The 22,884-nt window shown below is 56.1% G+C and carries 27 protein-coding genes and 2 pseudogenes; 15 read left to right on the top strand and 14 right to left on the bottom strand.

What is annotated here, in order from left to right:
• Nucleotides 1-79: 79 nt before the first annotated feature.
• From J4859_RS10460 to J4859_RS16300, 3 genes and pseudogenes are all read left to right on the top strand, one after another.
• Nucleotides 80-1,021 (top strand): ROK family protein, encoded by a 942-nt coding sequence (locus tag J4859_RS10460; protein WP_212329668.1) that lies wholly within the window; start codon nt 80-82, stop codon nt 1,019-1,021.
• A gap of 1,327 nt (nt 1,022-2,348) precedes the next feature.
• Nucleotides 2,349-3,539: pseudogene (locus J4859_RS10455) on the top strand (transposase); the annotation flags it as partial.
• 34 nt (nt 3,540-3,573) lie between these two features.
• On the top strand, nt 3,574-3,753 hold the full coding sequence (locus J4859_RS16300) for a transposase (RefSeq protein WP_249113598.1): 180 nt from the start codon (nt 3,574-3,576) through the stop codon (nt 3,751-3,753).
• Between the two features lie 98 nt (nt 3,754-3,851).
• On the opposite strand, the gene pepI is transcribed toward J4859_RS16300, so the two are convergent.
• The gene (pepI, locus tag J4859_RS10450) at nt 3,852-4,754 is read right to left on the bottom strand and encodes a proline iminopeptidase (protein ID WP_212329666.1); all 903 of its coding nucleotides are present in this window, start codon (nt 4,752-4,754) and stop codon (nt 3,852-3,854) included.
• 169 nt (nt 4,755-4,923) lie between these two features.
• On the bottom strand, nt 4,924-5,187 hold the full coding sequence (locus J4859_RS10445) for a hypothetical protein (protein ID WP_212329665.1): 264 nt from the start codon (nt 5,185-5,187) through the stop codon (nt 4,924-4,926).
• Here J4859_RS10445 and J4859_RS10440 point away from each other — a divergent pair.
• From J4859_RS10440 to pheT, 4 genes are all read left to right on the top strand, one after another.
• The gene (locus J4859_RS10440) at nt 5,173-5,577 is read left to right on the top strand and encodes a hypothetical protein (RefSeq protein ID WP_212329664.1); all 405 of its coding nucleotides are present in this window, start codon (nt 5,173-5,175) and stop codon (nt 5,575-5,577) included. The genes J4859_RS10445 and J4859_RS10440 overlap by 15 nt on opposite strands.
• Nucleotides 5,578-6,093: 516 nt before the next feature.
• Nucleotides 6,094-6,243 carry a hypothetical protein gene (locus J4859_RS10435; RefSeq protein ID WP_212329663.1) on the top strand — a complete coding sequence of 50 codons (150 nt, stop codon included), beginning with the start codon at nt 6,094-6,096 and terminating at the stop codon, nt 6,241-6,243.
• Nucleotides 6,244-6,788: 545 nt separating this feature from the next.
• Nucleotides 6,789-7,856 (top strand): phenylalanine--tRNA ligase subunit alpha, encoded by a 1,068-nt coding sequence (gene pheS / locus J4859_RS10430; RefSeq protein ID WP_305852659.1) that lies wholly within the window; start codon nt 6,789-6,791, stop codon nt 7,854-7,856.
• Nucleotides 7,857-7,913: 57 nt separating this feature from the next.
• Nucleotides 7,914-10,379 carry a phenylalanine--tRNA ligase subunit beta gene (gene pheT, locus J4859_RS10425; protein WP_212329661.1) on the top strand — a complete coding sequence of 822 codons (2,466 nt, stop codon included), beginning with the start codon at nt 7,914-7,916 and terminating at the stop codon, nt 10,377-10,379.
• A 212-nt stretch (nt 10,380-10,591) separates the two neighbouring features.
• Here pheT and J4859_RS10420 read toward each other — a convergent pair whose 3' ends face one another.
• From J4859_RS10420 to J4859_RS10405, 4 genes are all read right to left on the bottom strand, one after another.
• Nucleotides 10,592-10,783, bottom strand: coding sequence for a hypothetical protein (locus tag J4859_RS10420; protein WP_212329659.1), 192 nt, complete (start codon nt 10,781-10,783; stop codon nt 10,592-10,594).
• Between the two features lie 560 nt (nt 10,784-11,343).
• A complete protein-coding gene (locus J4859_RS10415; protein WP_212329657.1) occupies nt 11,344-11,517 on the bottom strand; it encodes a hypothetical protein in 174 nt (57 codons plus the stop codon).
• Nucleotides 11,518-11,575: 58 nt separating this feature from the next.
• Nucleotides 11,576-11,911, bottom strand: a complete 336-nt coding sequence (locus J4859_RS10410) for a hypothetical protein (RefSeq protein ID WP_212329655.1) — start codon at nt 11,909-11,911, stop codon at nt 11,576-11,578.
• A 476-nt stretch (nt 11,912-12,387) separates the two neighbouring features.
• Nucleotides 12,388-12,546 (bottom strand): hypothetical protein, encoded by a 159-nt coding sequence (locus J4859_RS10405; RefSeq protein ID WP_212329653.1) that lies wholly within the window; start codon nt 12,544-12,546, stop codon nt 12,388-12,390.
• Here J4859_RS10405 and J4859_RS10400 point away from each other — a divergent pair.
• The 5 genes from J4859_RS10400 to J4859_RS10385 all read left to right on the top strand — a co-directional run bounded on the left by J4859_RS10400 (nt 12,527) and on the right by J4859_RS10385 (nt 14,843).
• Nucleotides 12,527-12,805, top strand: a complete 279-nt coding sequence (locus J4859_RS10400) for a transposase (protein ID WP_212329651.1) — start codon at nt 12,527-12,529, stop codon at nt 12,803-12,805. The two genes, J4859_RS10405 and J4859_RS10400, sit on opposite strands and share 20 nt — an antisense overlap.
• 452 nt (nt 12,806-13,257) lie before the next feature.
• Nucleotides 13,258-13,383 (top strand): hypothetical protein, encoded by a 126-nt coding sequence (locus J4859_RS17005; RefSeq protein WP_256436717.1) that lies wholly within the window; start codon nt 13,258-13,260, stop codon nt 13,381-13,383.
• Nucleotides 13,384-13,400: 17 nt separating this feature from the next.
• Nucleotides 13,401-13,583 (top strand): hypothetical protein, encoded by a 183-nt coding sequence (locus J4859_RS10395; RefSeq protein ID WP_212329649.1) that lies wholly within the window; start codon nt 13,401-13,403, stop codon nt 13,581-13,583.
• Nucleotides 13,584-14,027: 444 nt separating this feature from the next.
• Nucleotides 14,028-14,204 (top strand): hypothetical protein, encoded by a 177-nt coding sequence (locus tag J4859_RS16295; RefSeq protein ID WP_249113596.1) that lies wholly within the window; start codon nt 14,028-14,030, stop codon nt 14,202-14,204.
• Between the two features lie 156 nt (nt 14,205-14,360).
• Complete coding sequence (locus J4859_RS10385; RefSeq protein WP_212329647.1) at nt 14,361-14,843, top strand: transposase; 483 nt, start codon at nt 14,361-14,363, stop codon at nt 14,841-14,843.
• A 213-nt stretch (nt 14,844-15,056) separates the two neighbouring features.
• On the opposite strand, the gene J4859_RS10380 is transcribed toward J4859_RS10385, so the two are convergent.
• The 5 genes and pseudogenes from J4859_RS10380 to J4859_RS17755 form a co-directional block, all read right to left on the bottom strand.
• Nucleotides 15,057-15,791 (bottom strand): GntR family transcriptional regulator, encoded by a 735-nt coding sequence (locus J4859_RS10380; protein WP_212329646.1) that lies wholly within the window; start codon nt 15,789-15,791, stop codon nt 15,057-15,059.
• Nucleotides 15,775-16,413, bottom strand: coding sequence for a hypothetical protein (locus tag J4859_RS10375; RefSeq protein WP_212329645.1), 639 nt, complete (start codon nt 16,411-16,413; stop codon nt 15,775-15,777). Before J4859_RS10375 ends, J4859_RS10380 begins: the two co-directional genes overlap by 17 nt.
• 941 nt (nt 16,414-17,354) lie before the next feature.
• Nucleotides 17,355-17,450 (bottom strand): annotated as a pseudogene (locus J4859_RS17760) (IS5/IS1182 family transposase); the annotation flags it as partial.
• A 17-nt stretch (nt 17,451-17,467) separates the two neighbouring features.
• Nucleotides 17,468-17,683 carry a hypothetical protein gene (locus tag J4859_RS10370; protein ID WP_212329644.1) on the bottom strand — a complete coding sequence of 72 codons (216 nt, stop codon included), beginning with the start codon at nt 17,681-17,683 and terminating at the stop codon, nt 17,468-17,470.
• 413 nt (nt 17,684-18,096) lie between these two features.
• Complete coding sequence (locus J4859_RS17755) at nt 18,097-18,255, bottom strand: hypothetical protein (RefSeq protein WP_371812247.1); 159 nt, start codon at nt 18,253-18,255, stop codon at nt 18,097-18,099.
• Between J4859_RS17755 and J4859_RS16290 the strand changes: the two genes are divergently transcribed.
• Complete coding sequence (locus J4859_RS16290; RefSeq protein WP_249113595.1) at nt 18,179-18,487, top strand: hypothetical protein; 309 nt, start codon at nt 18,179-18,181, stop codon at nt 18,485-18,487. The two genes, J4859_RS17755 and J4859_RS16290, sit on opposite strands and share 77 nt — an antisense overlap.
• Before the next feature lie 397 nt (nt 18,488-18,884).
• Here the strand turns inward: J4859_RS16290 and J4859_RS10360 are convergent, their stop codons facing one another.
• From J4859_RS10360 to J4859_RS10350, 3 genes are all read right to left on the bottom strand, one after another.
• Entirely contained in the window at nt 18,885-19,022 is a 138-nt protein-coding gene (locus J4859_RS10360; protein WP_212329642.1) for a hypothetical protein, read from the bottom strand.
• A gap of 654 nt (nt 19,023-19,676) precedes the next feature.
• Nucleotides 19,677-20,603 (bottom strand): DegV family protein, encoded by a 927-nt coding sequence (locus tag J4859_RS10355; RefSeq protein WP_212329637.1) that lies wholly within the window; start codon nt 20,601-20,603, stop codon nt 19,677-19,679.
• A 97-nt stretch (nt 20,604-20,700) separates the two neighbouring features.
• Nucleotides 20,701-22,065 carry a glycosyltransferase gene (locus tag J4859_RS10350; protein ID WP_212329636.1) on the bottom strand — a complete coding sequence of 455 codons (1,365 nt, stop codon included), beginning with the start codon at nt 22,063-22,065 and terminating at the stop codon, nt 20,701-20,703.
• 106 nt (nt 22,066-22,171) lie between these two features.
• Between J4859_RS10350 and J4859_RS10345 the strand changes: the two genes are divergently transcribed.
• On the top strand, nt 22,172-22,375 hold the full coding sequence (locus tag J4859_RS10345; protein ID WP_212329635.1) for a hypothetical protein: 204 nt from the start codon (nt 22,172-22,174) through the stop codon (nt 22,373-22,375).
• A gap of 89 nt (nt 22,376-22,464) precedes the next feature.
• A complete protein-coding gene (locus tag J4859_RS10340) occupies nt 22,465-22,728 on the top strand; it encodes a hypothetical protein (RefSeq protein ID WP_212329632.1) in 264 nt (87 codons plus the stop codon).
• The last annotated feature ends 156 nt before the right edge of the window (nt 22,729-22,884 follow it).

Raw genomic sequence — 22,884 nt, 5'->3', positions numbered from 1 at the left:
AGGATCATAGGCTCTCTCTGAAGACATTTAGAGCATACTTAAAAGTGACGTGTATTCCATTGACGTGAAAGGTATGCATATGGGCTACGCATTGGGTATCGATGTTGGGGGAACCTCCATTAAGGCTGGAATCTTCACGCTCGAAGGTGACCTTGAGGCAACAAAATCAATACCGACCGACGAGCTGACGAATGAGGCGGCTTTCGCTGATGTGACAAGCGCGCTCACGGATCTGATCGGCACCTGTGGCGCCAAGCCGGAAGACATCGTAGCCTTAGGACTCGACGTCCCTGGCCCGGTCAATGCGAAGGGCGAAGTGGGATTCTTCCCGAACATTAAGCTCGACGCTCCGAGATTCGAACGTGCGCTTAAGGGGGCCTTCCCGAAGGCAGTGACAGCCTTCATCAATGACGCAAACGCGGCTGCCTTGGGTGAGATGTGGATGGGCGCCGCAAAGCTGTACGAGAATTTCGTAATGCTTACGCTCGGTACCGGTGTCGGCGGCGGCATTGTCACCAACGGACAGCTGGTTGCAGGCCATGTGGGCGCCGCCGGTGAGCTCGGTCATCTGACGATGAATCCGGATGAGACCGAGACCTGCGGTTGCGGGCGTAAAGGCTGCCTCGAGCAGTACGCGAGCGCTTCCGGAATCGTCAGGCTGTACAAGCAAGCCTGTGAGGTAGCCAATGCCATGCCCTGCCCGCTCTCCGGCAGAAGCGACTCCTATGCGGTCTTCCAGGCGATGGGTGCCGGCGACCCCCAGGCGAAGTGGGCCATCTCGAGCATGCTCGAGTATCTGGCACGGGCGATGGCAAACATTGCCTGCGTGGTGGATCCGGAGTGCTTCGTAATCGGCGGAGGTGTGGTCGGCTCCTTCGACATCTTTAAGGATGAGCTGAAGCAGCGCTACCAGGCGCACTGTCTGTCGGTCTGCAAAGACATCAAGATCGTGCCCGCCACGCTTGGTAACCAGGCCGGCATGTACGGCGCCGCGATGTGTGCGCTCGACAAAGAGCGGTAATCGGCAATAAGAAAACTCTCGGTAAGACCACGATTGACCTCGGCCCTTTCTTCCCACCAGTCCCAGAGAGGGTTGATATTGACGAGCGCGCGTCTCGTGTGTACATAGCTGCCTTCTGCAAGCTGTCCTGAGAGCATCGCCTTGCTGTCCTGTGCAGCATGCCTCGCCTGCTTTGTCCACAGGAAGCAGGCGAGACAAGTGCTGCAGCCATTTTGTCGACACCTCATGGAATAGGAGCAAGAACTTGCCTGAGCCTTCGCTGCATGGTATTGGTAAGGCTGCTCTCACCGTCTCTGGACGTGGCCGCAGGCTGCGTGATCCCGAGTGAGGAAAGGATACGCACATATCCTGCATAGTTATCTGCTACGGCCTAGGAGCTGTCAGTGATGCCTGAAAGAGCAACCTTTAGCTTTCGTTGGGCCTTCCCCTCCCGTGAAGCGTTGCATATTCGTCTCTAAGGTCATCTGTGGCACACGCTGCGCAGACCTTCTCGTTCGATATTGTGCATGAATGCACAACATGGCCGTGGCCTGTGTGCCTTTAGGGTATCTGCACATGCGACCTTTCCCTGTCGCCTGCAAGCGACTCGCCGAGATAGAGCCTGCCTGGCAACAACAGACGGCATGGGCGCTCCTGGGTGACTGAAGCGCTGCCTGCATCACCTCGAAGTGCCTGATGCGCATGGAACCTACGAGGTCCTTAAGGCCCACATGGCAGACAAAGGCAAGCTCCTTAAGTGTCATGCCTGCAAGGGTGCCTTTTGCATACGTGGTCCCTGTGGTGGCGAAGGGCTTCGACGCCGAGATGGCGGATTCTGTCTTGGCTAAGAAGGTCCTTCCGCACGACCTGCACTTCTATCTTTGGAGGCCATATCAAACGTGCCCCTTGCGGCAGAAGTCGGCCGATTCGCATCTTAGGCACCTCTTGGGTTTACCTGCAAGCACAGACCCCGCCCATCTCCTTAGCGATGAGGGCCTTGAGCTTCTCTGAGAGCTCGCGCTTCTTTGCGATGCCTATCTCTTCTACGCGCTGCAGTATCATTGAGTCTGGCCCTTCCGCTTCTCGATGCCCTTGTTTGGCGACATGCATTGTAGACGGGGGTCCGGACACTTTTGGGCCCTTCTCAGGTCAATTGTGGTCTAACAGAGCGTAAGAAAAAATGGTTCAATCCTAAAAGCTGTGGGCGGATGCCAGCGGCGTAGCGCCCTCAGAGACAGAAAAGCGGCCATCCTCTAGAATCTTGCATCGCAACAAGAAGACTCCGAAGAAGGATGGAGCACGCTGACAAGTGTAGCATCCGCGGCAGCCCAGCTGCCCGCCGTTTCCCATGCCGATGAGGCTGCCGCTCCTGGCTTCATCCAGATCCCCTCGCATCTGGACAGCTTCGTGCAGACAGGCATGTCCGAAGAGAGCGAACGCACAGAGGAGTTCGGGACATCCACCAGGAGATGCCAAAGGGCAGTGCAGATCCTCACTGTCCCAGGCAGGATGGTTGCCAAGGAAGCTCCATGCTGCCCCTGCTGTGGAAGGACGATGGAGGGCAACGGGCAGGTCCCCATCACGCTTCGGCACCTGCCCCTCGGGATGGAGAGGGCAAGGATCGAGGTATCCCCGCCCAAGATGGGCATGCAGGGAATGCGGGCAGACGTCCACCGAAGAGGTACCGTCCAGGGCGCTAGGCCAGCGCATCACGCTGCCGCTCCTGACATTCGTGTATGACCTGCTCGCCTTGGGCCAGACCCTCAAGGCGGTATCGCTCACGGCAGGGCTCAACAGGAATGTCGTGAAAAAGATCGACTGGGCGAGGCTCTCTGGGCTCTACACGGAGAAGGATGGGAACAAAGAGAGGAAGCTCCGCAAGCCGGCACGCTACCTGGGCGCAGATAAGTTCAAGCTGCATAATTGCCGCCGCTGGGCCACCGTGATCATAGACCTTAAGATGGGGCATATCCTGTGGCTTGCATACTCCAAGAAGAAGCAAGTCGTATACGACTTGTGCGACTTCGTCGGGGAGGAATGGATGTCGAAGGTGGAGGCCATCGCCTGCGACATGAACGCCGACTTCGGGCGGGCCTTCCTGGAGAGGTTCCCGCATCTCTCGGTCGTCTACGACCACTTCCACCTCGTGAAGAACTTCAACGAGAAGGTCATCTGTAAGGTCAGGAAGGATAAGCAGGCAAGGCTTAAGGACGAAGGCGATGTCGATGCGGCGCGTGCCCTCAAGCATTCCACATACATCCTCATGTCCTGTGCGGACACCAGGAAGAGGAAGGAGCAGGATGCACGTGCCGGAAAGATCGTCTCAAGGGGAAGCGCCCTCTTCGGAAAGCAGGAGGCCACCCACAAGGGCGGAAGCCGCCAGAGGTACAAGGACCTCATAGCCCAAAACGAGCTCCTTGCCGCCTGCGACATCGTAGGTGAGATGCTCTCCAGGGCCTACGGCTACAGGCAGCAGAAGCGCATGCGCGATGCGATGGAGCAGATAGTGGAGGTCTGCCGCGGAACGAAAGACAGGCACTTCGCTAAGGTTCGCCAGGCTCGTCGAGTCGCACATGGACGGCATCGTGGCGCACGCCAGGCACCGGATCATCTCAGGCAAGGTGGAAGGCACCAACCAGATGATCAAGACGCTCAGGAGGGCAGGCTACGGCTACCCTAACGACGAGTACTTCTTCCTCGAGATCTTCGATACCAGCAGGCGCTACTCGGAGCCTTCCGGGGCCGGTGCATGATGGAGCTGCCCACAGGAATTAGGACTGAACCATATATATTTCAGTGCTACGATTGCCAGATATGCTGGGGCGTGCGCAATGTCTGGATTCGGCCTGTACTAGTCGTATGCATCGAGCCAAGTCTGCAGAACCTCCTCGTAGTGCGGAGTATTCTCCACGAAACACATGTGCCGGCAGCCTTCGAAGAGCTCCCAGGCGGAGTCTTTGATCCCATCGTATATCTGCTTTGCGACGAGCGGGGTGCACAGGTCATCGGTACCGGAGATAACGAGGGCGGGCTCTCTGATCTCGTCGAGGCGGTCGCTCACGTCCCAATTTTTAAAGATACCGGTCACGGTGATCTCGTTGTCCCCTTCAGTGGCCAGATAGCTTTCTCGTCCTGAGCGTGTGGAGCGTCTGAGGCATTCGGGGGAGTTCGGGGTGAGGGGTCCTTCGCAGAAGAGGTCCATAAAGTGGGCCTCTGCGGCGCGGAACTCTTCGGTGTCGTAGTTCCCGGTTTGGTCAGCTATCATCACGGCGGCCTGTTCTTGTGGTGAAAGGTACTTGAGGCACCGGTGGTGCTCTTTTCCCCACAGGGGACTGGAGGCGAGCGTGGAAGAGAGGATGATAGAGTTAATGCCTTGAGGTTTCAGAGTGAGCAGATACTCGAGCTCCAACATGCCGCCCCAGCTTTGACCGAGCAGATGGCAGTGGTCGAGCTTCAGGTAGGTGCGCAAGCTCTTGAGCTCGTTGGTCCAGGTGGAGAGGTTACGCCACAGGTCGTCGCGCCCTTTGAGTGAGTCATCCCAGGAGTTGCCGCAGCCGATCTGGTCATACATCACGAGTGTGCGGTGATCCTTATCTGCAAAGTCATCCAACACCTCAAAATAGTTGTGTGTGGAGCCAGGCCCTCCGTGGAGCAAAACGAGGGGCTTATGGTGTGAATCGGGAGCATTGGGCTCCACAACGCGGTAGTAGGTCTGATGCCCGAGGTAAGGCATATATCCAGTATGTAGGTGCATGAGTTTGACCATCCCTTGAGGTTTAGCGGTGATAAGAACCAAAGCGGTATACTCTAGGATAGACAACATCGGATCTGGCTCATAGGGAGGCAGGTGAAGTATGGAAAGCCAAACGACAATGAACGGACACAGCTGCAAACTCATACTTTCCGATATAGATCAGACGATCCTACTCTGGGGCGCCCATCAGGTTTCGGAACGGACTCGTATGGCTTTTCACAAGGTACTTAACGCCCATATCCCGATTGGCCCTGTCAGCGGTCGTGAGCGCTGCTGAATCCCTTCCATATTCGGAGGCGATACGGCCTGTACCGCGGCGGCGGTGGCCAGCAACGGATTGGAAGTGTATCTGAACGACACGTTGATCCATCACGAATACTTCAACTGTGACGCGCTGATTGAGCTGTAGAGGTACCTGGTGGATATCCTGCATGCAGGTCTTCTGTGTTTTGTCGACGATCAGCTCTATCTGATCTGTGGGATGCACGCGACCGTAGCGAAAAAGTTCCCCACCTATGTGCGCTGTGCGGTAGAGAAGACGCACCTACCGAGGGAACGGATCATGAAGGCCAACGTTTTCTTGGATGTCGATCAGAACCGGATCAGAGAGTTTACCAATCTGCTTAATATGCACTACAGCGACCTTGATTTTGATGTGGCCTTTATCGGCTTTTTGTGGGCGCTTCCCCTTCCAGTCGCTCGTTTGGTTGGGTGCGGGGAGAGTCCAGGGCGCCAAAGTCGCGTACGGAAGATGGCCGCAAAGCTCACGACGCCAAGATCCTGCCTGCCACCTGCTCGGATGACCAATGCTCATCCACGATGAAGCGACCTTACCTGTGCAGCCAGCCTCTTGCGTGCCCTGCAGGCATCGCGGTGCGCACTTGCCCTCCTTTGGAGCCACGCAGGCACCATAGTCTCTCCTGTGGGCTGTTCCTTTCAAGCTTGCGGCTCACGTTGGAGCTGTCTTTTGTCTGATGCCTTTGCGATGCTGCTGGGTGAGTAGTACCTGATGTACATCTTCGCGATCTTGTTGCGCTCAGCGGCGCTAAGATGAGTGTAGTGGTGCATTTCCCCTCGACGTTCGATGATGGCTTATACAACCAACATCGCAGCCTTTGGGAGTGCACCACGACCTCTGCCTGGCGCTATCCTGTTGCACTCAAAATGCTAATTCGCCCCACCAAAAGATTACGGCTCACATCGCCCTCGCTTGTAAGGAGCAAGACGGAGGGCCCGTCGGTCTTCTGCATGGCTTAAGACAGGGCAAGTCGAGTATTGCTCTACTCTCACGCAGAGCCTCGCCCTCGTCAACGACAGGAAGTACTCCTGTAGCGCCGTCGTGAGGAAGCTCGACCTTACAAGTGAGGCCTGCGACTCTTGCATCATCAAGAAGCTTGCCGACAGTGGAAACCCGCTCTGGAAGGTGGAGCGGCTCTGCTTCCTCTTGAGGCTTGTCTTCGATGTCCACACCGGTTTTCAGCAGCTCTAGCCTTACAGGCTAGCTCGATCTCTTCTCAGCTATGATGGATCCGCCCAAAGACAGGCTCTAGAGAGCAGCGATGGTCCTTGACCGGACAATGTCTTTCCCGAATACGCTTGGATACCGTAACTGCTGAGGATAGAGGCCTAGCTCAGACGATTAGGCGACAGCTGGATTATCAATACGTTGCAGGAGGGGGATTTTGATTTCATTTGTCTCCTCAGAGGGCAAATATCTGTGCTAAGCTGTTCTTTGGCTTTGACGGAGAGGGTTTGTCTTTTCGCGTTTTACCGGTAACAGAGAGGGAGCTCGTGGCTGAGAGGCTCCTGTGCGAGTAAGGAAGGCAACGTTCACTTCACCAGCCGCGACCTGAACGGGAAAGAGGGAACGCTTCTTTCAGTAGGGAAGCCGTACGTCCCACGGCACGGGACTCAACGAGTGGACGCTCGCGACGTGAGTTGTGATGTGTCAATCAAGGTGGTACCGCGGAATTCATCCGTCCTTGGGCTTTGTGCTTGAGGGCGGTTATTTTTTTGTCGAAAGGGGTTTTGGGCATGGCAATGAGCGATGACCTCAAAGCGATTGAGAAGCAGGTGCAGGAAGGATTGCGCAAAGCGCTGACACCTGACGAGCTGGAAGCAATACGGGTTTCGGTTCTGGGCCGCAAAGGCAGACTGACACAGCTGATGCATATGATGGGAAAGGTGCCCCCTGAGGAGCGTCCAGCGATGGGCAAGATGGCTAACCAGGTCCGTGCCCAGGTGACCGCCGCGATCGAGAAGCGCCGTGTCGAGATCTCCAAGACTGTGATGCAGGAGCGCTTCAACCAGGAGTCCATAGACGTGACCCTCCCGGGCCGCGTACGTACCCTGGGCTCTGAGCACCTGATCTCCCAGGTTCGTGAGGAGATTGAGGACATCTTCTGCGGCTTGGGCTACACCGTAGAGGATGGTCCCCTGGTGGAGACCACCTACTACAACTTCACCGCGCTGAACGCTCCGGAGGATCACCCTTCCAGAAGCTCCAAGGATACCTTCTACGTGGTCGACAATGCGCCTGAGGGCAAGACGCAGCACGTGCTGGGGGAGTCCGATGTGTTGTTGCGTACGCAGACTTCCGGCGTCCAGATCCACGTAATGGAGAAGCAGAAACCACCTATCTATATGATCTGCCCGGGTACTGTGTTTCGTCCGGATACCGCCGATGCGAACCACCTGCCGCAGTTCACACAGGTTGAGGGCTTAGTTGTCGACAAGGGCATCACCTTTGGGGACCTCAAGGGCACACTCGATTACTTCCTGCACGAGATCTTTGGTAAGGACCGTGCGACCCGTTACCGTCCTCACTTCTTCCCGTTCACGGAGCCGAGCTGTGAGGTCGACGTCTCCTGCGGTGTCTGCGGCGGCAAAGGCTGCCGATTCTGTAAGTACACGGGCTGGCTCGAGATCTTGGGTTGCGGCATGGTCGATCCGAACGTCTTCAAGTATGTGGGCATCGATCCGGAGGAGTACTCCGGCTTCGCTTTCGGCATCGGCGTCGAGCGCGTGGCCGCGCTGCGCTACAACCTGCCGGATCTGAGGATGCTGATGACCGGTGACGAACGCTTCCTGAAACAGTTCTAATCGATTGTCGTATCCATTAGGAACGCCTGCGTAACAATAAGAGAGGGCATACAAACAATGCGCATATCATATGAATGGCTTTCAAGTATGGTCGATGTGCCAGAAGATCCGGAGGACCTGGTCAAAAGCTATACCCATACCGGCACAGAGGTAGAGGCGGTCAGTCGCTTGGGGGCGAACCTGGATCACGTCGTGACCGGTCAGGTCCTCACGAAGGAGCGTCACCCCAACTCTGACCACATGTGGATCACCACCATCGATGTGGGGGAGAAGAACGTCGACGAGAACGGGAAACCGAAGCCGCTGCAGATCGTTTGCGGTGCACAGAACTTCGAGGCGGGCGACCATGTGGTCGTCGCAATGATCGGGGCTCACTTACCCGGTGACGTCCACATCAAGAAGGCAAAGCTTAGAGGCACCGAGTCGTTCGGTATGAACTGCTCCGAGTGTGAGCTGGGCTTAGGTTCCGATCGCTCCGGCATCATGATTCTCCCGAAGGACGCGCCAGTGGGCGTCGACTTCGCAGAGTACTACGGGATCGCCGATACTGTAATCGACTGTGAGATCACCCCAAACCGCCCGGACTGCCTGTCAATGGAAGGCATGGCAATCGAGACTGGCGCGATCCTCGACCACGACACACATATCGAAGAGCCAAAGATCAAACGGGAGATTGCAGCGAAGAGCTCTGATCTCGTCGATGTCACAATTGACGATCCTGAGCTGTGCATGCGCTACACCGCTCATGTCGTGAAGAATGTGAAGATCGGTCCCTCCCCGGAGTGGCTCGCACGTCGTGTTGAGGCTGCAGGTTCCCGCACGATCAACAACGTGGTCGACGTGACGAACTATGTGATGTATCTGACTGGGCAGCCGCTGCATGCCTTTGACCTGAACAAGTTCAAAGAGCGTGATGGCAAGCGCCACATCGTAATCCGTGCTGCCAAGGATGGCGAGCACGTGACGACGCTCGACCACATCGACCGCAAACTCACGAGCGACATGATCGTAATTACCGACGACGGAAAGACACCGGTCGCGCTTGCGGGTGTGATGGGTGGCCTCAACTCTGAGATCGATGAGAACACGACCGACGTCCTGATCGAGAGCGCTTCCTTCAATGCAGGCCACATCTCAAGAACGAGCCGTAACCTCGATCTGATGAGTGAGGCTTCAATCCGCTACGAGCGCCAGATCGATCCGAACCAGTGCAAGCGCGTTTCAGACATCGCAGCAGCCCTGTTCGAGGAGTGCTGTGGGGCTGAGGTTTGTGAGGGCTGCATTGATGAGTATCCGGTGCCGCTTGAGCCGGCAACGATCGCCCTACGTGTGGACCGCGTCAACCAGCTATGCGGCGTCACGATCACTCCGGAGTTTATGCAGGACAAGCTGACCCGCGAGGGCTGCACGGTCACCGAAAAGGAGCCTGGCAAGAGCTTCACCGTTGTCGCTCCGACCACCCGTCCAGACCTTACCCGTGAGGCGGACCTGATCGAGGAAATCCTGCGTATGTGGGGCGAAGATGAGGTACCAGCGACCCTGCCGGCGGCACGCAACCACGCGGGTGGCCTCACCACCGAGCAGATGCGCGTCAGAAAGATTGGTTCGGTTCTGCGCGCCTGTGGGCTCTCCGAGACGCAGACCTACTGCTTCGCGGATGCGGACGACCTGAAGAAGCTCAATATGAGCGATGGGGGCCGTGGAGTTCCGGTTCAGATCATCAACCCGCTTGTGGCAGACCAGAGCCAGATGCGCCGCTCCATTATCCCAGGTCTGCTGCGCAGCGTCGCTTACAACCTCTCGCACGGTGTCGACAACGTGGCACTCTACGAAATCGGGCACGTCTTCTACGGGAATGAGCACAAGTCACAGCCTGAGGAGCCGCGCTTCGTCGCCGGCGTGCTTTCCGGCGCCTGGGATGACGATCAGTGGAACCAGAAGTATCCGAGACTCTCCTTCTTCGATGCCAAAGGCGTCGTCGAAGAGCTCTTAAAGGTGCTGCGCATCACGAAGGTGCGCTTCAAGCCGGCAGATCCTGAGAAGTACAGCTGGCTGCAGCCGGGCCGTGCCGCTGAGGTCTATGCACATGGGGGAGACCTATTGGGCTGGGTCGGCAACATTCATCCGCTCTCCCTCAAGAACTTCGATGTTGATCAGGGCGTCGTCGCCTTTGAGCTCTCATTGGCAGCCCTTTTGCGTCTGGCAAAGCGTGAGCTTCCGTACCAGGAGGTCCCATCACTGCCGGGCGTCAGTGTCGACCTGGCGATTGTGGTGGACGAGTCGATCACTGCAGAGATGCTCGAGCAGCGCATTCAGTCTGCCGGCGGCAAGTATCTGAGTGACGTGAGACTCTTCGATGTCTTTCGGGACCCGGAGCGTTTAGGCGCGGGCAAGAAGAGCATGGCATTCTCACTGACCTATCGTGCAAAGGATCGTACCCTCACTTCAGAAGAAGTCGAGAAGGCGCATGCGCGCCTAATCAAGAAGGTCACGCGTGCGGTCCACGGCGAAGTGAGAAGCTAAGCACTACCGCTACCTTCTTGCCGGCAGTGTGATCAGTTAGCAATTGAATCATTGGTATGAGTATGGGGCTGCCTTCGGGCAGCCCATTTTCGATTTGCGGTCTTTTGTAGTGTGCGGGGAGGCTACGTGTGCACCTCACGGAATTCCTGATAACCGTTTGTGATGAACGCTCTAATGAGCTGCTGTGTCTTGAAGAACTCAGGTCCCCGGCTTCAGGCGAGCTCACGGTTGACCATGAGGTCCTCGCAGGCGGTAAAGGTGAAGAGTATTGTTATGGCTTTCTCGTCCAGCCCAGTCTGCTCCATGATCCGAGGGACCACGTGTGATTTCCCCCGCGTCAACACACGGTCGACGATATGAGTATAGGTGTTGGGACGGGTGTAGAGCATCCGGCAAGTTGTCATTGACCGGAAGCTTTTGGTACATGGTGGTGAGCTTCTTGCCTACGAGCGGAGGTTCCGATTGTGCCCCCAAGGACGCTCCTATGGTGTGTCAAGAGTCATCTCACGTCTCTTGCATATTTCGGATAGGAGCATCGAGTATCTGTCCTAAAGCTCGCAGTGTTTCCTCGCTTCGCGCTCGATCTCGTTGATCCTGACGGGCTCGGTGTTAAAGCCTTAAAGCGGCCTCCCTCTAAGTGAGGTGTGCCGACAGCCGTTTCGACTTTAAGGCCCTCTTCGCACTCGTGCTTTTTTGGTACCCGGGTTCAAAAGAGCACGGAAGACCTGTCTAGCTATGTATCTCTTCAAACATCTTGTGATCTCGCGCTTCGATGTGCCTTTGGCTATCCTTTTGAAGATGTAGGCCAGCACCGTTCGTCGTAGCGCATGCAGCTGAGCGCGATGGTATACAGCGCCCGGAAAGCCTGTCGGTTAAGTCGGTATCTGACAGGCTTGCCGCTCGATGCCTCGAGGGGTGCCGCTGCGCGCAGCGCTGTAAATGCCGAGGGCAGCGGGCCGCAGCCCTATATCTTTAGCAGGACAGGCATATTGTCCTGCACAAGCTCTACCACGAGCGCCTCCAGCTCGGCTACCCATGTCTTCGCAAGCGCCTGGAGCACAAGCAGCGAGTCGGCGACCAGCTCAGCACCCTTTGGCCTCTTCCTGGCAAGCGACCTCATCATTTCGGAAGTTCCCATCCTGGCAAACTTCGAACGGATCTCCTCTGGCGCCGCTCCGAACAGGGACTTCACGGCGTTAGATGCAGCTGTCGACGTTCGCACGCACGAGGGTCCTTGCCGCCTCGACCCAGCTATCCCTCGACTTCGGCACCGGTGTGCCTTTGCCGGCTGTGGCACCGATTGCATCGTTTTTGCTGGAGCCCCTGTGCCTCTTGTCTCGCTTGGGCCGCAGGACCTCCATGATGGCGACACCGTACGATTCTGCATCGCCTCTACGAGCGATTCGTATCCGGCCCTGTCTGCCGGAAACTCCCCGCTGAAGGTCACTTCTGCCCATGGCGTCCAGCACACACAGCACGTGCGCCTCCTTGTGCGTGTCGATGCCGGCGTAAACGACAGACGTGCCTTCCATGCAGCCTCCCCATCTTCACTGGGCACCCCGCCAGTGGGCCAGACACAACACTGAAGGGAGCGCTATAATCAGGCTGTTCGGCCTGCTGGCAGCGCCTATGCTCCTATAAGGTCATGGCGGGCCTTCGGGATGCCCGCGGCAGGGCGCGGCAAGTCATTTCAAGGTCAGTCCTTGCGACGACGATTGGTGGTGTATGGGCCAGCGCCCTGTCGCAAGCTACTACGATGGGAGCATACGCTCCCACGGTCGACTTTGCGCGAGTGTCGGCGCAGTTGCAACCGCGATATCATTATCAGTGTTGGTGTAAGCATCTGACTGCCTGAAGGGCTTCCCGAAGGAAAAGAGGGGGCCTGCGTCCTAGAATTTGGAATCGCAGCATAACAGGTTTATGGAAAGGACGAAGGCCAAAGGACAGCATAGCAAAGCAGGCCGTGTGCGCGGCCGCGGCGGCAGAGATGCCGAAGTTCGCAGACGGATCAATCAACCTCCAGGAGCTCTTCTGCCAGCTCGCCGAGATGGTGGTAAACGCCGTGATGGACGCCGGAGACGAAGGAGATATGCTCGGCCTGTGGCAACAGCAGGAACGCATAGCGTCCGAGGACGCTCAACACCTGTGTGGAAACACTGAACCTCAAAATCCCCAGGTTCAGGGGCGCAAGCTTCTTCCCCGACGACATCCTCGAGTACTACCAGAGGATGGACAGGGCACTCATAGCCGCCGTGGCCGAGATGTATGCGATGGGCACGAGCACCAGGAAGGTCCAAAGACAGGCTCTCGAAGGACCAGGTGAGCAGCATAAGCCAAAAGCCTCGATGCCGATGTCGAGGAGCTGCTGGGACGTCCCTTGGGAGATCTTGCGATGCCCTACATCTGGCTCGATGCCACCTACGTGAAGTGTAGACGGGAAGGTCATGTCTCTCCACGGCTATCGTCACTACCATAGGCTGCGATGCTAACGGCTGGAGGCACATCTTGGGGCCTTGCCGTCGTGGATAGCGAGTCGTACGGCTCCTGGAAGGAGTTTGAGCTGTAATCTTTTGGTGGACAGTGGGATTCAGGGACTGGCAACAGATATGCTCTGTCCAGATACCCACCTACCAACACCAGCAGATTGAAGAGATGAGATGTCGCTAAGCGCAAGCGAGATAGAGAAGGCAAAGTCCCGCACGAAGCCGGCACCACCCAAACACTACACTGAAGAAGTATTGCCTCGAGGCTATCGACTACTACAGGAAGGCACGTAAGGCCAACCCTAAGAAGAGCATCAGAGGATGCACCGCGAAGCTTAAGGATCAACGACAAGACCCTAAACGACTGGATCATCAAGCACTCAAAGACCAAAAGGGTGACCCAGGAAAGGACCGAGGAGCAGAAGGAGCTCGACAGGGCCAACAGGCGCATACACGAGCTCGAGAGCGAGAATAAGTTCCCAAGAAAAGTGGCAGCCTTCTTCGCCAGAAGCCTCTGTTGAAGGACAGGTTTTAGCTCATGCTGGAGAAGAGGGCGACCTATAGCGTCTCGATGATGGCGCGCGTACTGGAGGTGAGCAGGGCTCACTTCTACAGATGGCTCAAGGCCGGAGGCGGTGGCGACCCGTGGGGTCCCCTCAAGCAGGCCATCTGCGCGATATGGGAGGAAAGCGACAGGCGCTTTAGCTTTCGCAAGGTCTGATCCAAGCTCACAGGAGATCCGAAGTTACGCAAAATTTACAGTGACGACCCGCTACCGCGTGCGCAGGTGCATGGCTAAGCTGGGCATCTGCGGCATCTGATCCAATGCCTCCAAGAGGACGACGCTGCCCGCATCTGATACCCCCGAGCGCCCCGCCCTCACCCGGTGCGGCTTTTCGTGTCCCGTTCCGACAGCCAAGCTCGTGGGCGATACAACCTATCGCAGGACCACGGCAGGCTTTATATATCTTGCCGTCGCACACGATCTGTGCACGCGCATGGTGGTGGGCTGAAGCATACAGGACAACATGAGGGCAGGCCTTGTCGTCTTTGCCCTGAAGATGGCATATTCGCGCGGATACGTGGCTGGAGGGGCCATATTCTAAGCAGCCCAGGCAGCCAGTACATAAGCTCAGAGCTGGCCGCCTGCTCAGCTGCACACGACGTGAGGCTCTCCGTGGGGAGAACCGGAAGCTGCCACGACAATGCGCTCGCCGAATCGTTTTTCGCCACGCTCAAGAACGTGTGGTACTACCATAAGCGCCTCTTAGATGCATCCACGACCAAGCACAAGGCACACGAGTTTAATCGAGTCATACTACAACCGCTTCCACCCGCATAAGTCCATAGGAGATCGCGTGCCGGCAGAGGTGATGCAGGAGTTCTTCGAGCGCCTCGAGAGAGGCCTTGCATACGATCCAAAGGTGATGCAGACCGCATAAAAAATCTGAGATTCCTCTGTCCAATTATATTGACAGGGCTCAACGTCGTTCATCTCATGAGGAACTGCATAGCCGCCGCAGGCTCCAGGAGCCTGAAGAAGAGGGTGGCAAGGATCATGGCCCCCATCTTTCGTGCCAAGGACACCAACCAGGTGCGCGCCCTTTTCCACCTCGCGGCTAAGATGCTTGAGAAGTGCTGTCCCAAGGCGGCAGAGATCTGGGAGGACGCCGAGGCGGATGCCCTCGCCTGTCTGGACTTCCCTGCATCCCACTGGAAGCGCCTGCGCACCAACAACCTACAAGAGCGCACCAACCAGATGATCAAGCGCCGCACGAAGGTCGTGCAGGTGTTCCCCTCACAGAAGTCGCTCATGAGGCTCGTGGGATCGGTCCTCGCAGAGCAGGATGAGAGATATAGGCAGGCGAGCGCTACTTCTCTGAGAAGGTCATCGCAGAGCTCTTCGAGAAGCGCAGACCTTCTCTGTCTCCCATGCCGGAGAGGCTGGCAGAGCTCAGGGAGCTCGCCAGGAAGGCAATAGATGCCAGCCTTGAGCTTGCAGATGGGATGGAGATAGCATAGGATAGCGCCAGGGATTCCGGATTCGAGACGGCCTCCTGGCCCCGGGCAGGATGGGGCATTAACCAACATTGCTGACACTATCGCTCCAAGAGGCGTAAGAGATGCTCAACCACGCCTAATGAGTGATGGGCAGGCTAGCTGAAAGTGCGCAAGACTATTGACAGTACCCGTGTTAGTGCATCCGATTGGTTCTGACCGAGATTTGACAACGGTTGGCAGGCATCCACACCAGGTCCCACTCAAACACATGTCCATTGTCTAGCGTGACCCACTGCTCAGTATTCAGTACCGGCGCCTTCTCGTCGCACTCGAGCCAGTGGCCACGCATCTTTCCGGCCACGCAGGCGCAGTAGACCTGATCTGAGCGACCAATCGAGTGTCCGGTACTCTGCTCGACCGCCGCAAAGAGCGGCTGGTGCTCAAAGTCAATCTTGTCGATACCCGGGACTTGCTGGAGGTTTAGATGGCTCTCAATCAGCATCACGGGTTTACCCTGCACCGAACGTAGCCGTGCAAGATAGAAGTACCTATCCCCTTTATCGATACCCAGCGCATGGGCACAAGCCTCTTTAGCAGGTTCAGTCCGCTTCGCGACGACCTTCGTCGTATATTCGACACCCCGCGCCTTCATCGACTCTGCAAACGAAAGCAGGCGGTTGCCTGAAGGATTCGTTACGACCGGCTTGACCACAAAGGTACCGCGTCCGCGCTGTTGTACGAGTAGTCCTTCATCAACTAAGGCACGTATCCCCTTCTGGACCGTGCCACGGGACAGATGGAGCATATCCATCAATTCATGTTCTGATGGAATCGGTTCGTTGACGCCCCACTCTCTCGAATAGATCTTGTCGCGCGCAAAGTCCGCGACCTGTACATGCAGGGGTACGCCTTCATATTTTTGGAACATCAACACGCTCAATCCTCTTACCGCTCCCGATTTTCTTGAGCCCTGCCAATAGAGTTGTATTGACCGCATCACTGGTCGTCTTGAAGAACTCTGGCGTCAGCATATCGTAGGCAGGTACCTGATTGAGATGCTCCGCATTGTTTTTCTCGACGATCGTGTCTGCTACGGCAACAGTATTGACAACATCAGACTTTTCAATAGTGTATTGCGGGAAACGGGCACATTGTTGCACGAGTGTATCGGTCAGTTTCACGCCCATATGCAAGGTGTAGGTCCGCCCATATAGTTCAAAATCATTCTCTTTTCTGATGCGAGTCTGATCAGAGGGCTTCACGCCGATCGTGGCGATGTAGTGTCGTGTGGCAGTGTTGTAGCCCGCATCGCATACGAGATGTGCCCACGCCCCGAGCGTCACATCTAAGACTTCACTGGGCTCATGCCCTGCAATGTAGGCATTCCAAAAGCTCTGGTAGCTCGATACCGGAATCGAGGTCAAATGTGCCCAATGGGTGGTACAGTAATCGATCTTGTGGGAGATATCCGGTACCATCCAACCGACATAGATATCGGGAACAAAGTTCCCAAATAGAAAGCAATTTGTATCGCGGATCCCTAAGCTCAAAGCGTCTGCTTCCCGAAGCAGCCGCTCCACATGAGCGGTGTGAATGTTCCAACTCGGCAATCTGAAAACCTATTCTCGAATCTTCCGCTTATGTAGGCACAAACCGTGCCTCTATCGTTTTATCTATTCCATCATAGTCATTTTCCGGTTGCCTAAAGTTTAGTTTGGATACAGCCGGTGTACGAGTTCGATCCTGAAACATTAAAAGGGATGCAACACTCCACATTCCTGAAAATTGAGGCATGTCCAGACAACTACCGTGCCTGTTGCACAGTACAGCCTCCGCATGCTGGGAGGGTCATCACACCCTGTAATGTTCTTACAAACGCAATCCACAGAGCATATTGATATCTATGCATCTGTTTGTGCCTAGGGAAACGATGATTAATGCCCCATAACGTGTCAGAGGGGACCGACCACACGACTTTTCGCGGTCGGTATGTGGGAAAGGCAGGGAAGGATGCTCATCCAGCACGTGCAGGAGCCGCTATCCTTACATCTGTCCTGCCCCATGCACCGCAAGAAGGCTCCAAGACGGATTAAGCGAAGCTGGGAGCCGGGAGGTGCAGCCTGCCGGCAGAGATGCACATGGGTAAGGTTTGCAAGGGCGAGGCAGACTCGAGTGTGCAGGCATCTTCTCTATCCGCCTGTAGCGCTTCCTTAAGGGGCCGAAGCGCCGCTTCACGATAAGGAAGGGTGCTTCTGCCTTTGAGCGAACGGATGCCTTCCTGGACTCGATGCTTTTTTCGGCTGAAAGCGCACAGGCAAGACCCTTTATGGTCGAAGGTTTCCTTGCGACACTCCAGCGCATAGATGAGAGGTGTGGGTCTTTATGCGTCCTTAAGGGCGCTTCGCTATACCTATATAGCCTAAAGTCTGCATAGCAGAACCTGTCATCTTCCCTTATGAGTGTATGTGCCACAGGATATGTCGGATACATTCTAGGCGGTCGTCTCCACACCATGCACAAGGCCGCCTGCGGCATCCACACCGATATGTGCCTTGTATCCGATACGCCAGGCTCCCCCTTTCTTGGACTGGTGCGCTTTAAGGGTTACGCGTACGGTCTTGGTTCTTCGTTAAGCTTTAGGGCCCAGGTGAAGGTCGCATCCACAATGGAGCCACCCCGCGCCGTGATCCCTGCCTTTTCGAGTTCTGAATTCAGGTCGTGAAGCATAGCTTTGCCGAGTCCCTGCCGCTCGAGGCTATGGCGCATCTTCGCTCTTATCGTTGCATCCGGTACCTGCTCAGACATGAGGTCCAAGTGCACAGAAGCGCTGCCAGGAGTGGCAATCCAGGATAGCATCTTTAAGTTCCCTCGTCTTAAGAGCCCAAACATGACCTAAAGCAGGATACATCCTAAGCATCGTCTCCGCACCGCGCACATGCCTGCCACGCGCCTGAGAATGGTAGCTGGGTTCTACCAGTGCAATCCAGCTATCCCACGCAACGATCGCATCCATCCGCTCCAGGTGTGCCTCTCGTCTGGTCTTTCTCCTTTTACCTTAGGATTTAAGGTCCTAAAAGCTCATCTGTCTGTCCATATCTGCCTTTTGGATATGCTGGAATACGTTGCTGTAATTATAACATATCCGCAGGCAGATAGGCATTTATGTGGGTATGGGCACTGCATAGTTCGAGACATTTTGAGCCGATGTCATACAGCGTGCGGCCCCACTGGTCTCATCGAGGCGAATTAATCATCGTTTCCCTAGCAGCCTGGGGCCGCACTTGGATATACCAGTCAGCTTGCGGGAGTCGGCGCTTGACGATTGCGACGGGAGCGAGCCCCAGCCAGGATGTGACCCTCCTCCCCGAACAGAGCCTGGAGAAGTCACACATCTTTGCGCAGAAGGTAAAGGCGCACCTGAAGCCGACGCCCTTAAGGCATAGGAGCGCCTCGCGGGCAGGGGCGAGCGTGCACGTGGATGCAAGGGGATGCACCCTCTCCATCATCGCGCCGTACTGCTCGTCTGTGGACTTCGCAGCCCGAATGTCGGCAAGAAGCGTCGCTTGCGATCCTGGATTGACAAGGGCGCAGGCACGCAGCCATGCCCAGAAGTCGACTCCCTAAAGCTTCTTTTTGCCTGTCTGCGGGCGTCCTCTCCTCCCAGACAATCCCGTGGCGGCAAGCAGGTCGGGCACGCGCTGGTGTACCTTCTTCTGCTGCCTTAAGGTCACCGAGGGCACACACCGCGTCCCTTTAGCCTTGCTATCTCCTTGGTGGGTACCCACACCCTGTGGAGCTTGTCTGCATCTGCCATGCCTTGCGAACCTCATGGAGTCGTTCCTGTCGTTTTTCCTCGTGCGGGAGTAGGCCAGCAGGTGGACATCCTTGAGGGCGCTATGGGCACGACCTTTACATCCTTGGTCGTTGAGCATCCGTGCAGGGACAAAGCCCGTGCAGCCTGCCTCGCAAGACGTCGATGGCAGGCTTTCAGAAGCACTCCTGCGCCATCCATGCCCTGATGTCAGACTACGGGTTGTTGCGGAAGGAGCGCAGTCTCTCCCGTCTTAAGGATGAGGGCGCACAGCATCGTCGTCCTCGAATGGCTGTCGATCCTAAATGCCGTCCCCATGCCTGCCGTGCTGATGGTAGTCTTGTCCATAGGGGCCTTCCGGTTCTCGTTGCTGCAGCAGCAATCATTCTGGTCCTTGAGAGGCCCTGCTTCAACTCAGGCGGCAAGCCCTCCCTTGTTCATAGGTTTGGGTCATATCGTCTAGATGCGCGGAACTCCTCAGCCGAAAGTATCACAGTGCGCTACCCAACGCGCGGATATCAGAGTCGCAGTCGTGCGTTGAATCAGATACGCTATAAAGGCACAGGGCTTCCGAAGGACGATATAGAAGATAGTCCCAGCCCGGAGAAATCTGGGATGGGGCTGTCATGCCTCTTGACAGGAAGAGCTACATATCAGGTAACGGGTGAATCTAGCGCTTCACGGGCATACCCAAGGCCAACATGCAAAAGCTACCTTAACTGGTAGATCTAGCTCTTTTGGGTTAACCAAGCCCGTGATAGGTGGCCTGAAACTGCAGGAGTGGTTCACTCTATGATGATGGCCGATGCAAGCCTTCGCAGCTCGACGTAGGTACACCATCACTCATTATCTAGACTGTTAGAGTGGGCTTATTTCAGTGCAATAATCAGTAGTCCCTTACCGAGCAGTACATAGACAATATGAAAATACTCCGCACAACGTGTTTTAGCGTCGTACGGAGCATCGTGTTATCAAAGGAGCGAAGCGCACATAGAAAGGCAGCTACTCGCTGTCGTCTTTCATCAAGTGGAGCGGATTGATGGGGAGATTCGGGAGGCTCATCTGATCGATCGGGTGCTTCGGTGCAGTCTTACTGTCCACATAGGATACGATGAGACCGCCTAGATTCGCGTAGTAGGAGCACAAGGCGTGGCAGGGCTGGATCGTGATATCTGCCTCTGGCCACACTTCACGCAGGGCGTGCTCCAGTGTGTAGGCACCCGCCTCATTCTGTACGTGGGAGATATAGAGCTTCTTGCCAGTGTAGTGGTGCAATTGTATCTCACGGATCCCAGCTCTGAGCGCCTTTTTTTGGCCCCGGCATTTTCTCAGGATCTCGATCATGCCTTCCGTGTTGCCGGTGCCCAGGATGTGGATATCCAAGGTGTGGGCAAAGCGGGCTAAGGCGGGATTGATGCGTCCATTGCGGGCCAGGTGGGAGAGGTCTGAGAGTGTGAAGAGCACATGGGTGTGTTTCCGATACTCATGGAGCCTCTCGATGATCTGTGAGAGGGAGTAGCCCTCATCAGAGGTTGCCAGACGCTGGGCCTCCTGGGCCAACAGTACCAGCTCTTCGCCCGCAGAGCGGGAATCAAGCACCGCTACCTCAGCTTCGGAGTTCTGTTCCGTGTACTCGCTGGCCGCCAGCTGTGCGGTGTTGTAGGAGCCGGAAAGCCGCGAAGATAAGGTGATTGCCAGGACACGGTCTGCCCCCTCGTAGGCCTTGAGCCAGATCGAAGGGCTGGGACAGCTCGTGGTGCTCGGACCGTTACAGAGTGACATTGCGGCATAGAAATTATCGAGGTTGAGATCCTCAACATCTGCGTAGTCTTCTCCGTTCAACGTGACCGTCAGGGGAACGCAGCGGTAGTCCGCGCCTTCCAGCTCATAGGTGTTTGAGGAGGAGTCACACACGATTCTGAGTTCCATGTCGCCGTCCTAGGGTTTAGGGATGCACGTGATCGAAGTGCTGATATGATACCCAATACTTATTGGCTGTGACGGAAAGGAGCGTTTCTGTCTGTTTTCACCATATGCGGCAAGCCCCGGCTGGGGGGAGAAAGGTCTGTCTAAGGGCCCTATCCGTCAGGTGTTCAATTGTTTTGGCTTGGCTTCTCTGCTCTTGGGTGAGATCGGCAAACCGTGCGCTGTCGAAGTCCTGCAAGGCTTGATCGATAGACTGCATCACTGGTTGCGCCTCATCGGTCAAAGTAAAGCGCTGGCGGCGCTGGGTGACTTTCTTGCCTTTCTTGTTAAGGGTCTTTTCCTTCTCCGTGGTAATCTTGAGCATATTTCTGACTCTGAGCTTTTGGATGGAACGCGTCACCTGACCGGTGGTCTTGCCGCAGTACTCACTGATCTCGTGGACGGTCTTAGGGTAGGGGCAGTCCCTCAGATAGAGCAGAACCCGCGCATCGATCAAATCCAGATCGTGTTCTTCCGCGGTGGTATCGAGGTAGCGGTCAAGCAAACGATTGGTCAAGAAGAGTTCTGATTGCGCGTTGATCGTGAGGTTAGGGTTTACATCGACCGTGATCCGTTCGGTCCCGAGCTTGGCGCTTAGGGGCCGGGGGAGTACCCCGCCATCGCTTGCGGAGTCAATGTAGAAGCGATAGATATCAGGGCGGCGGGCTTCGTAGTCCTCCTCACCCATGATCTGCTGGAAGAAGTTCTTGTAGTATTCGATTACGTTGAGTTTCATGCGGATCGTGTTGGCGAGGTTCACGCCTTGGGAGGAGAGTGAGCTCTTGCTCTTCTCGTAGTAGTAGATCGCTACATGCAGCGGATAGATGGTCTTCGTGTGCAGGACATACTCCATGTTGAAGATGAAGTCCTCACACCAAGAGATCGAGGGGTCCATACGGATGGAGTGCTGCTCGATGATCGAGTGCTTGTAGAGCTTGTTCCAGAGCACGCCCCAGTAGAAATCCGAGGGGCTCTCCATCATCAGGTCCGCGTACTGCTCACGGGTAATTACGGTATCGGTATCGATGTCGCTCTTCCGTGCGACCCGGGTGTTCACGACTCGGTAGAAGTCCGCGATCGCCATATCAACTGGGTATTCCTCGATGCTGCGCACCAAGAGCTTGGTGGCATCAGGCGTGATCCAGTCATCTGCATCGACGAACTGGATGTAGGTACCGGCTGCCGCCTTCATCCCTCTGTTGCGGGAGTCGGAGACTCCGGAGTTAGGTTTGTGGATCACATGTACGCGCTTATCGCGCTCCGTGACCGCGTCGCAGAGCTCCCCTGAGTCATCGGTTGAGCCGTCGTCGACGAGTATGAGTTCGAGGTCACGGTATTCCTGTGTGAGAATCGAGTCGACGCAGCGCATCAAAGTCTTATGCGCGTTGTAGACGGGGACTATGACGGAAACATGTGGTTGTGGCATAGGGCATCTCCCGGGTAAGGTTCACGGTTTGTATTGTACACACTGCTGTGCTAAATACGTTGATCTGCGGTATGAAAGCGGGACATACGTGTCAGACACCGATTCTATGAAGCAAACACTGGAGATTCTGAAGGACCACCTTGGCTACCTCAGTTTCAGAAAGGGACAGGAGCAGGTCATCCGGGCGATCTTTGCAGGAAAGGATGTGCCGGCAGTGATGCCTACGGGAGCTGTGAAGTCGCTCTGCTATCAGATCCTAGCCTGTATGTTTCCGGGACTCAGCCTTGTGGTCTCACGCTTCTGTCCCTGACGTCGGATCAGGTGCACTCCCTCAAGCAAGCCGGGATCCGTGGCTCCCGCCTCGACAGTACCTTGAATCCCCGCTAGCAGCGCATCGTGATGCAGCGGGCCCTGGACGGTAGGTACGACATCATGTACATCGCGCCGGAACGGTTCAATGATTCGACCTTTGTGTGCCTCGCACAGCAATTGAATCTGCCGCTTGTGGCCGTGGATGAAGCGCACTGCGTAAAGTCAGTGGGAGCAGGACTTCCGCCCCGCTTATCGCCACATAAAGGCTTTGTGGATACTTTATCGTACCGTCCGATCTGCGTGGCGTTGATCGCCACGGCGACCCCACGGGTGTGCAGGGGGACATCGTAAAGCTCCTGGGGCCTCACAGACCCAAACGGGTGGTGACCGACTTTGACCGGGAGAACCTGATCTTTATCTCGAAGAAAGTGAGCCGAGAGGCGGCCGGGAACTATATCCGGGCGTATTGCCCCCCCTATGCGGAGGAGAGCGGAATTATCTATACGA

Origin of the sequence: Atopobium sp. oral taxon 416, from assembly GCF_018128285.1 — a bacterium.
In the GTDB taxonomy this organism is placed as follows: domain Bacteria; phylum Actinomycetota; class Coriobacteriia; order Coriobacteriales; family Atopobiaceae; genus Olsenella_L.
The sequence above is the reverse complement of the archived record's forward strand: the minus strand, read 5'-3'. Positions and strand labels throughout refer to the sequence as shown.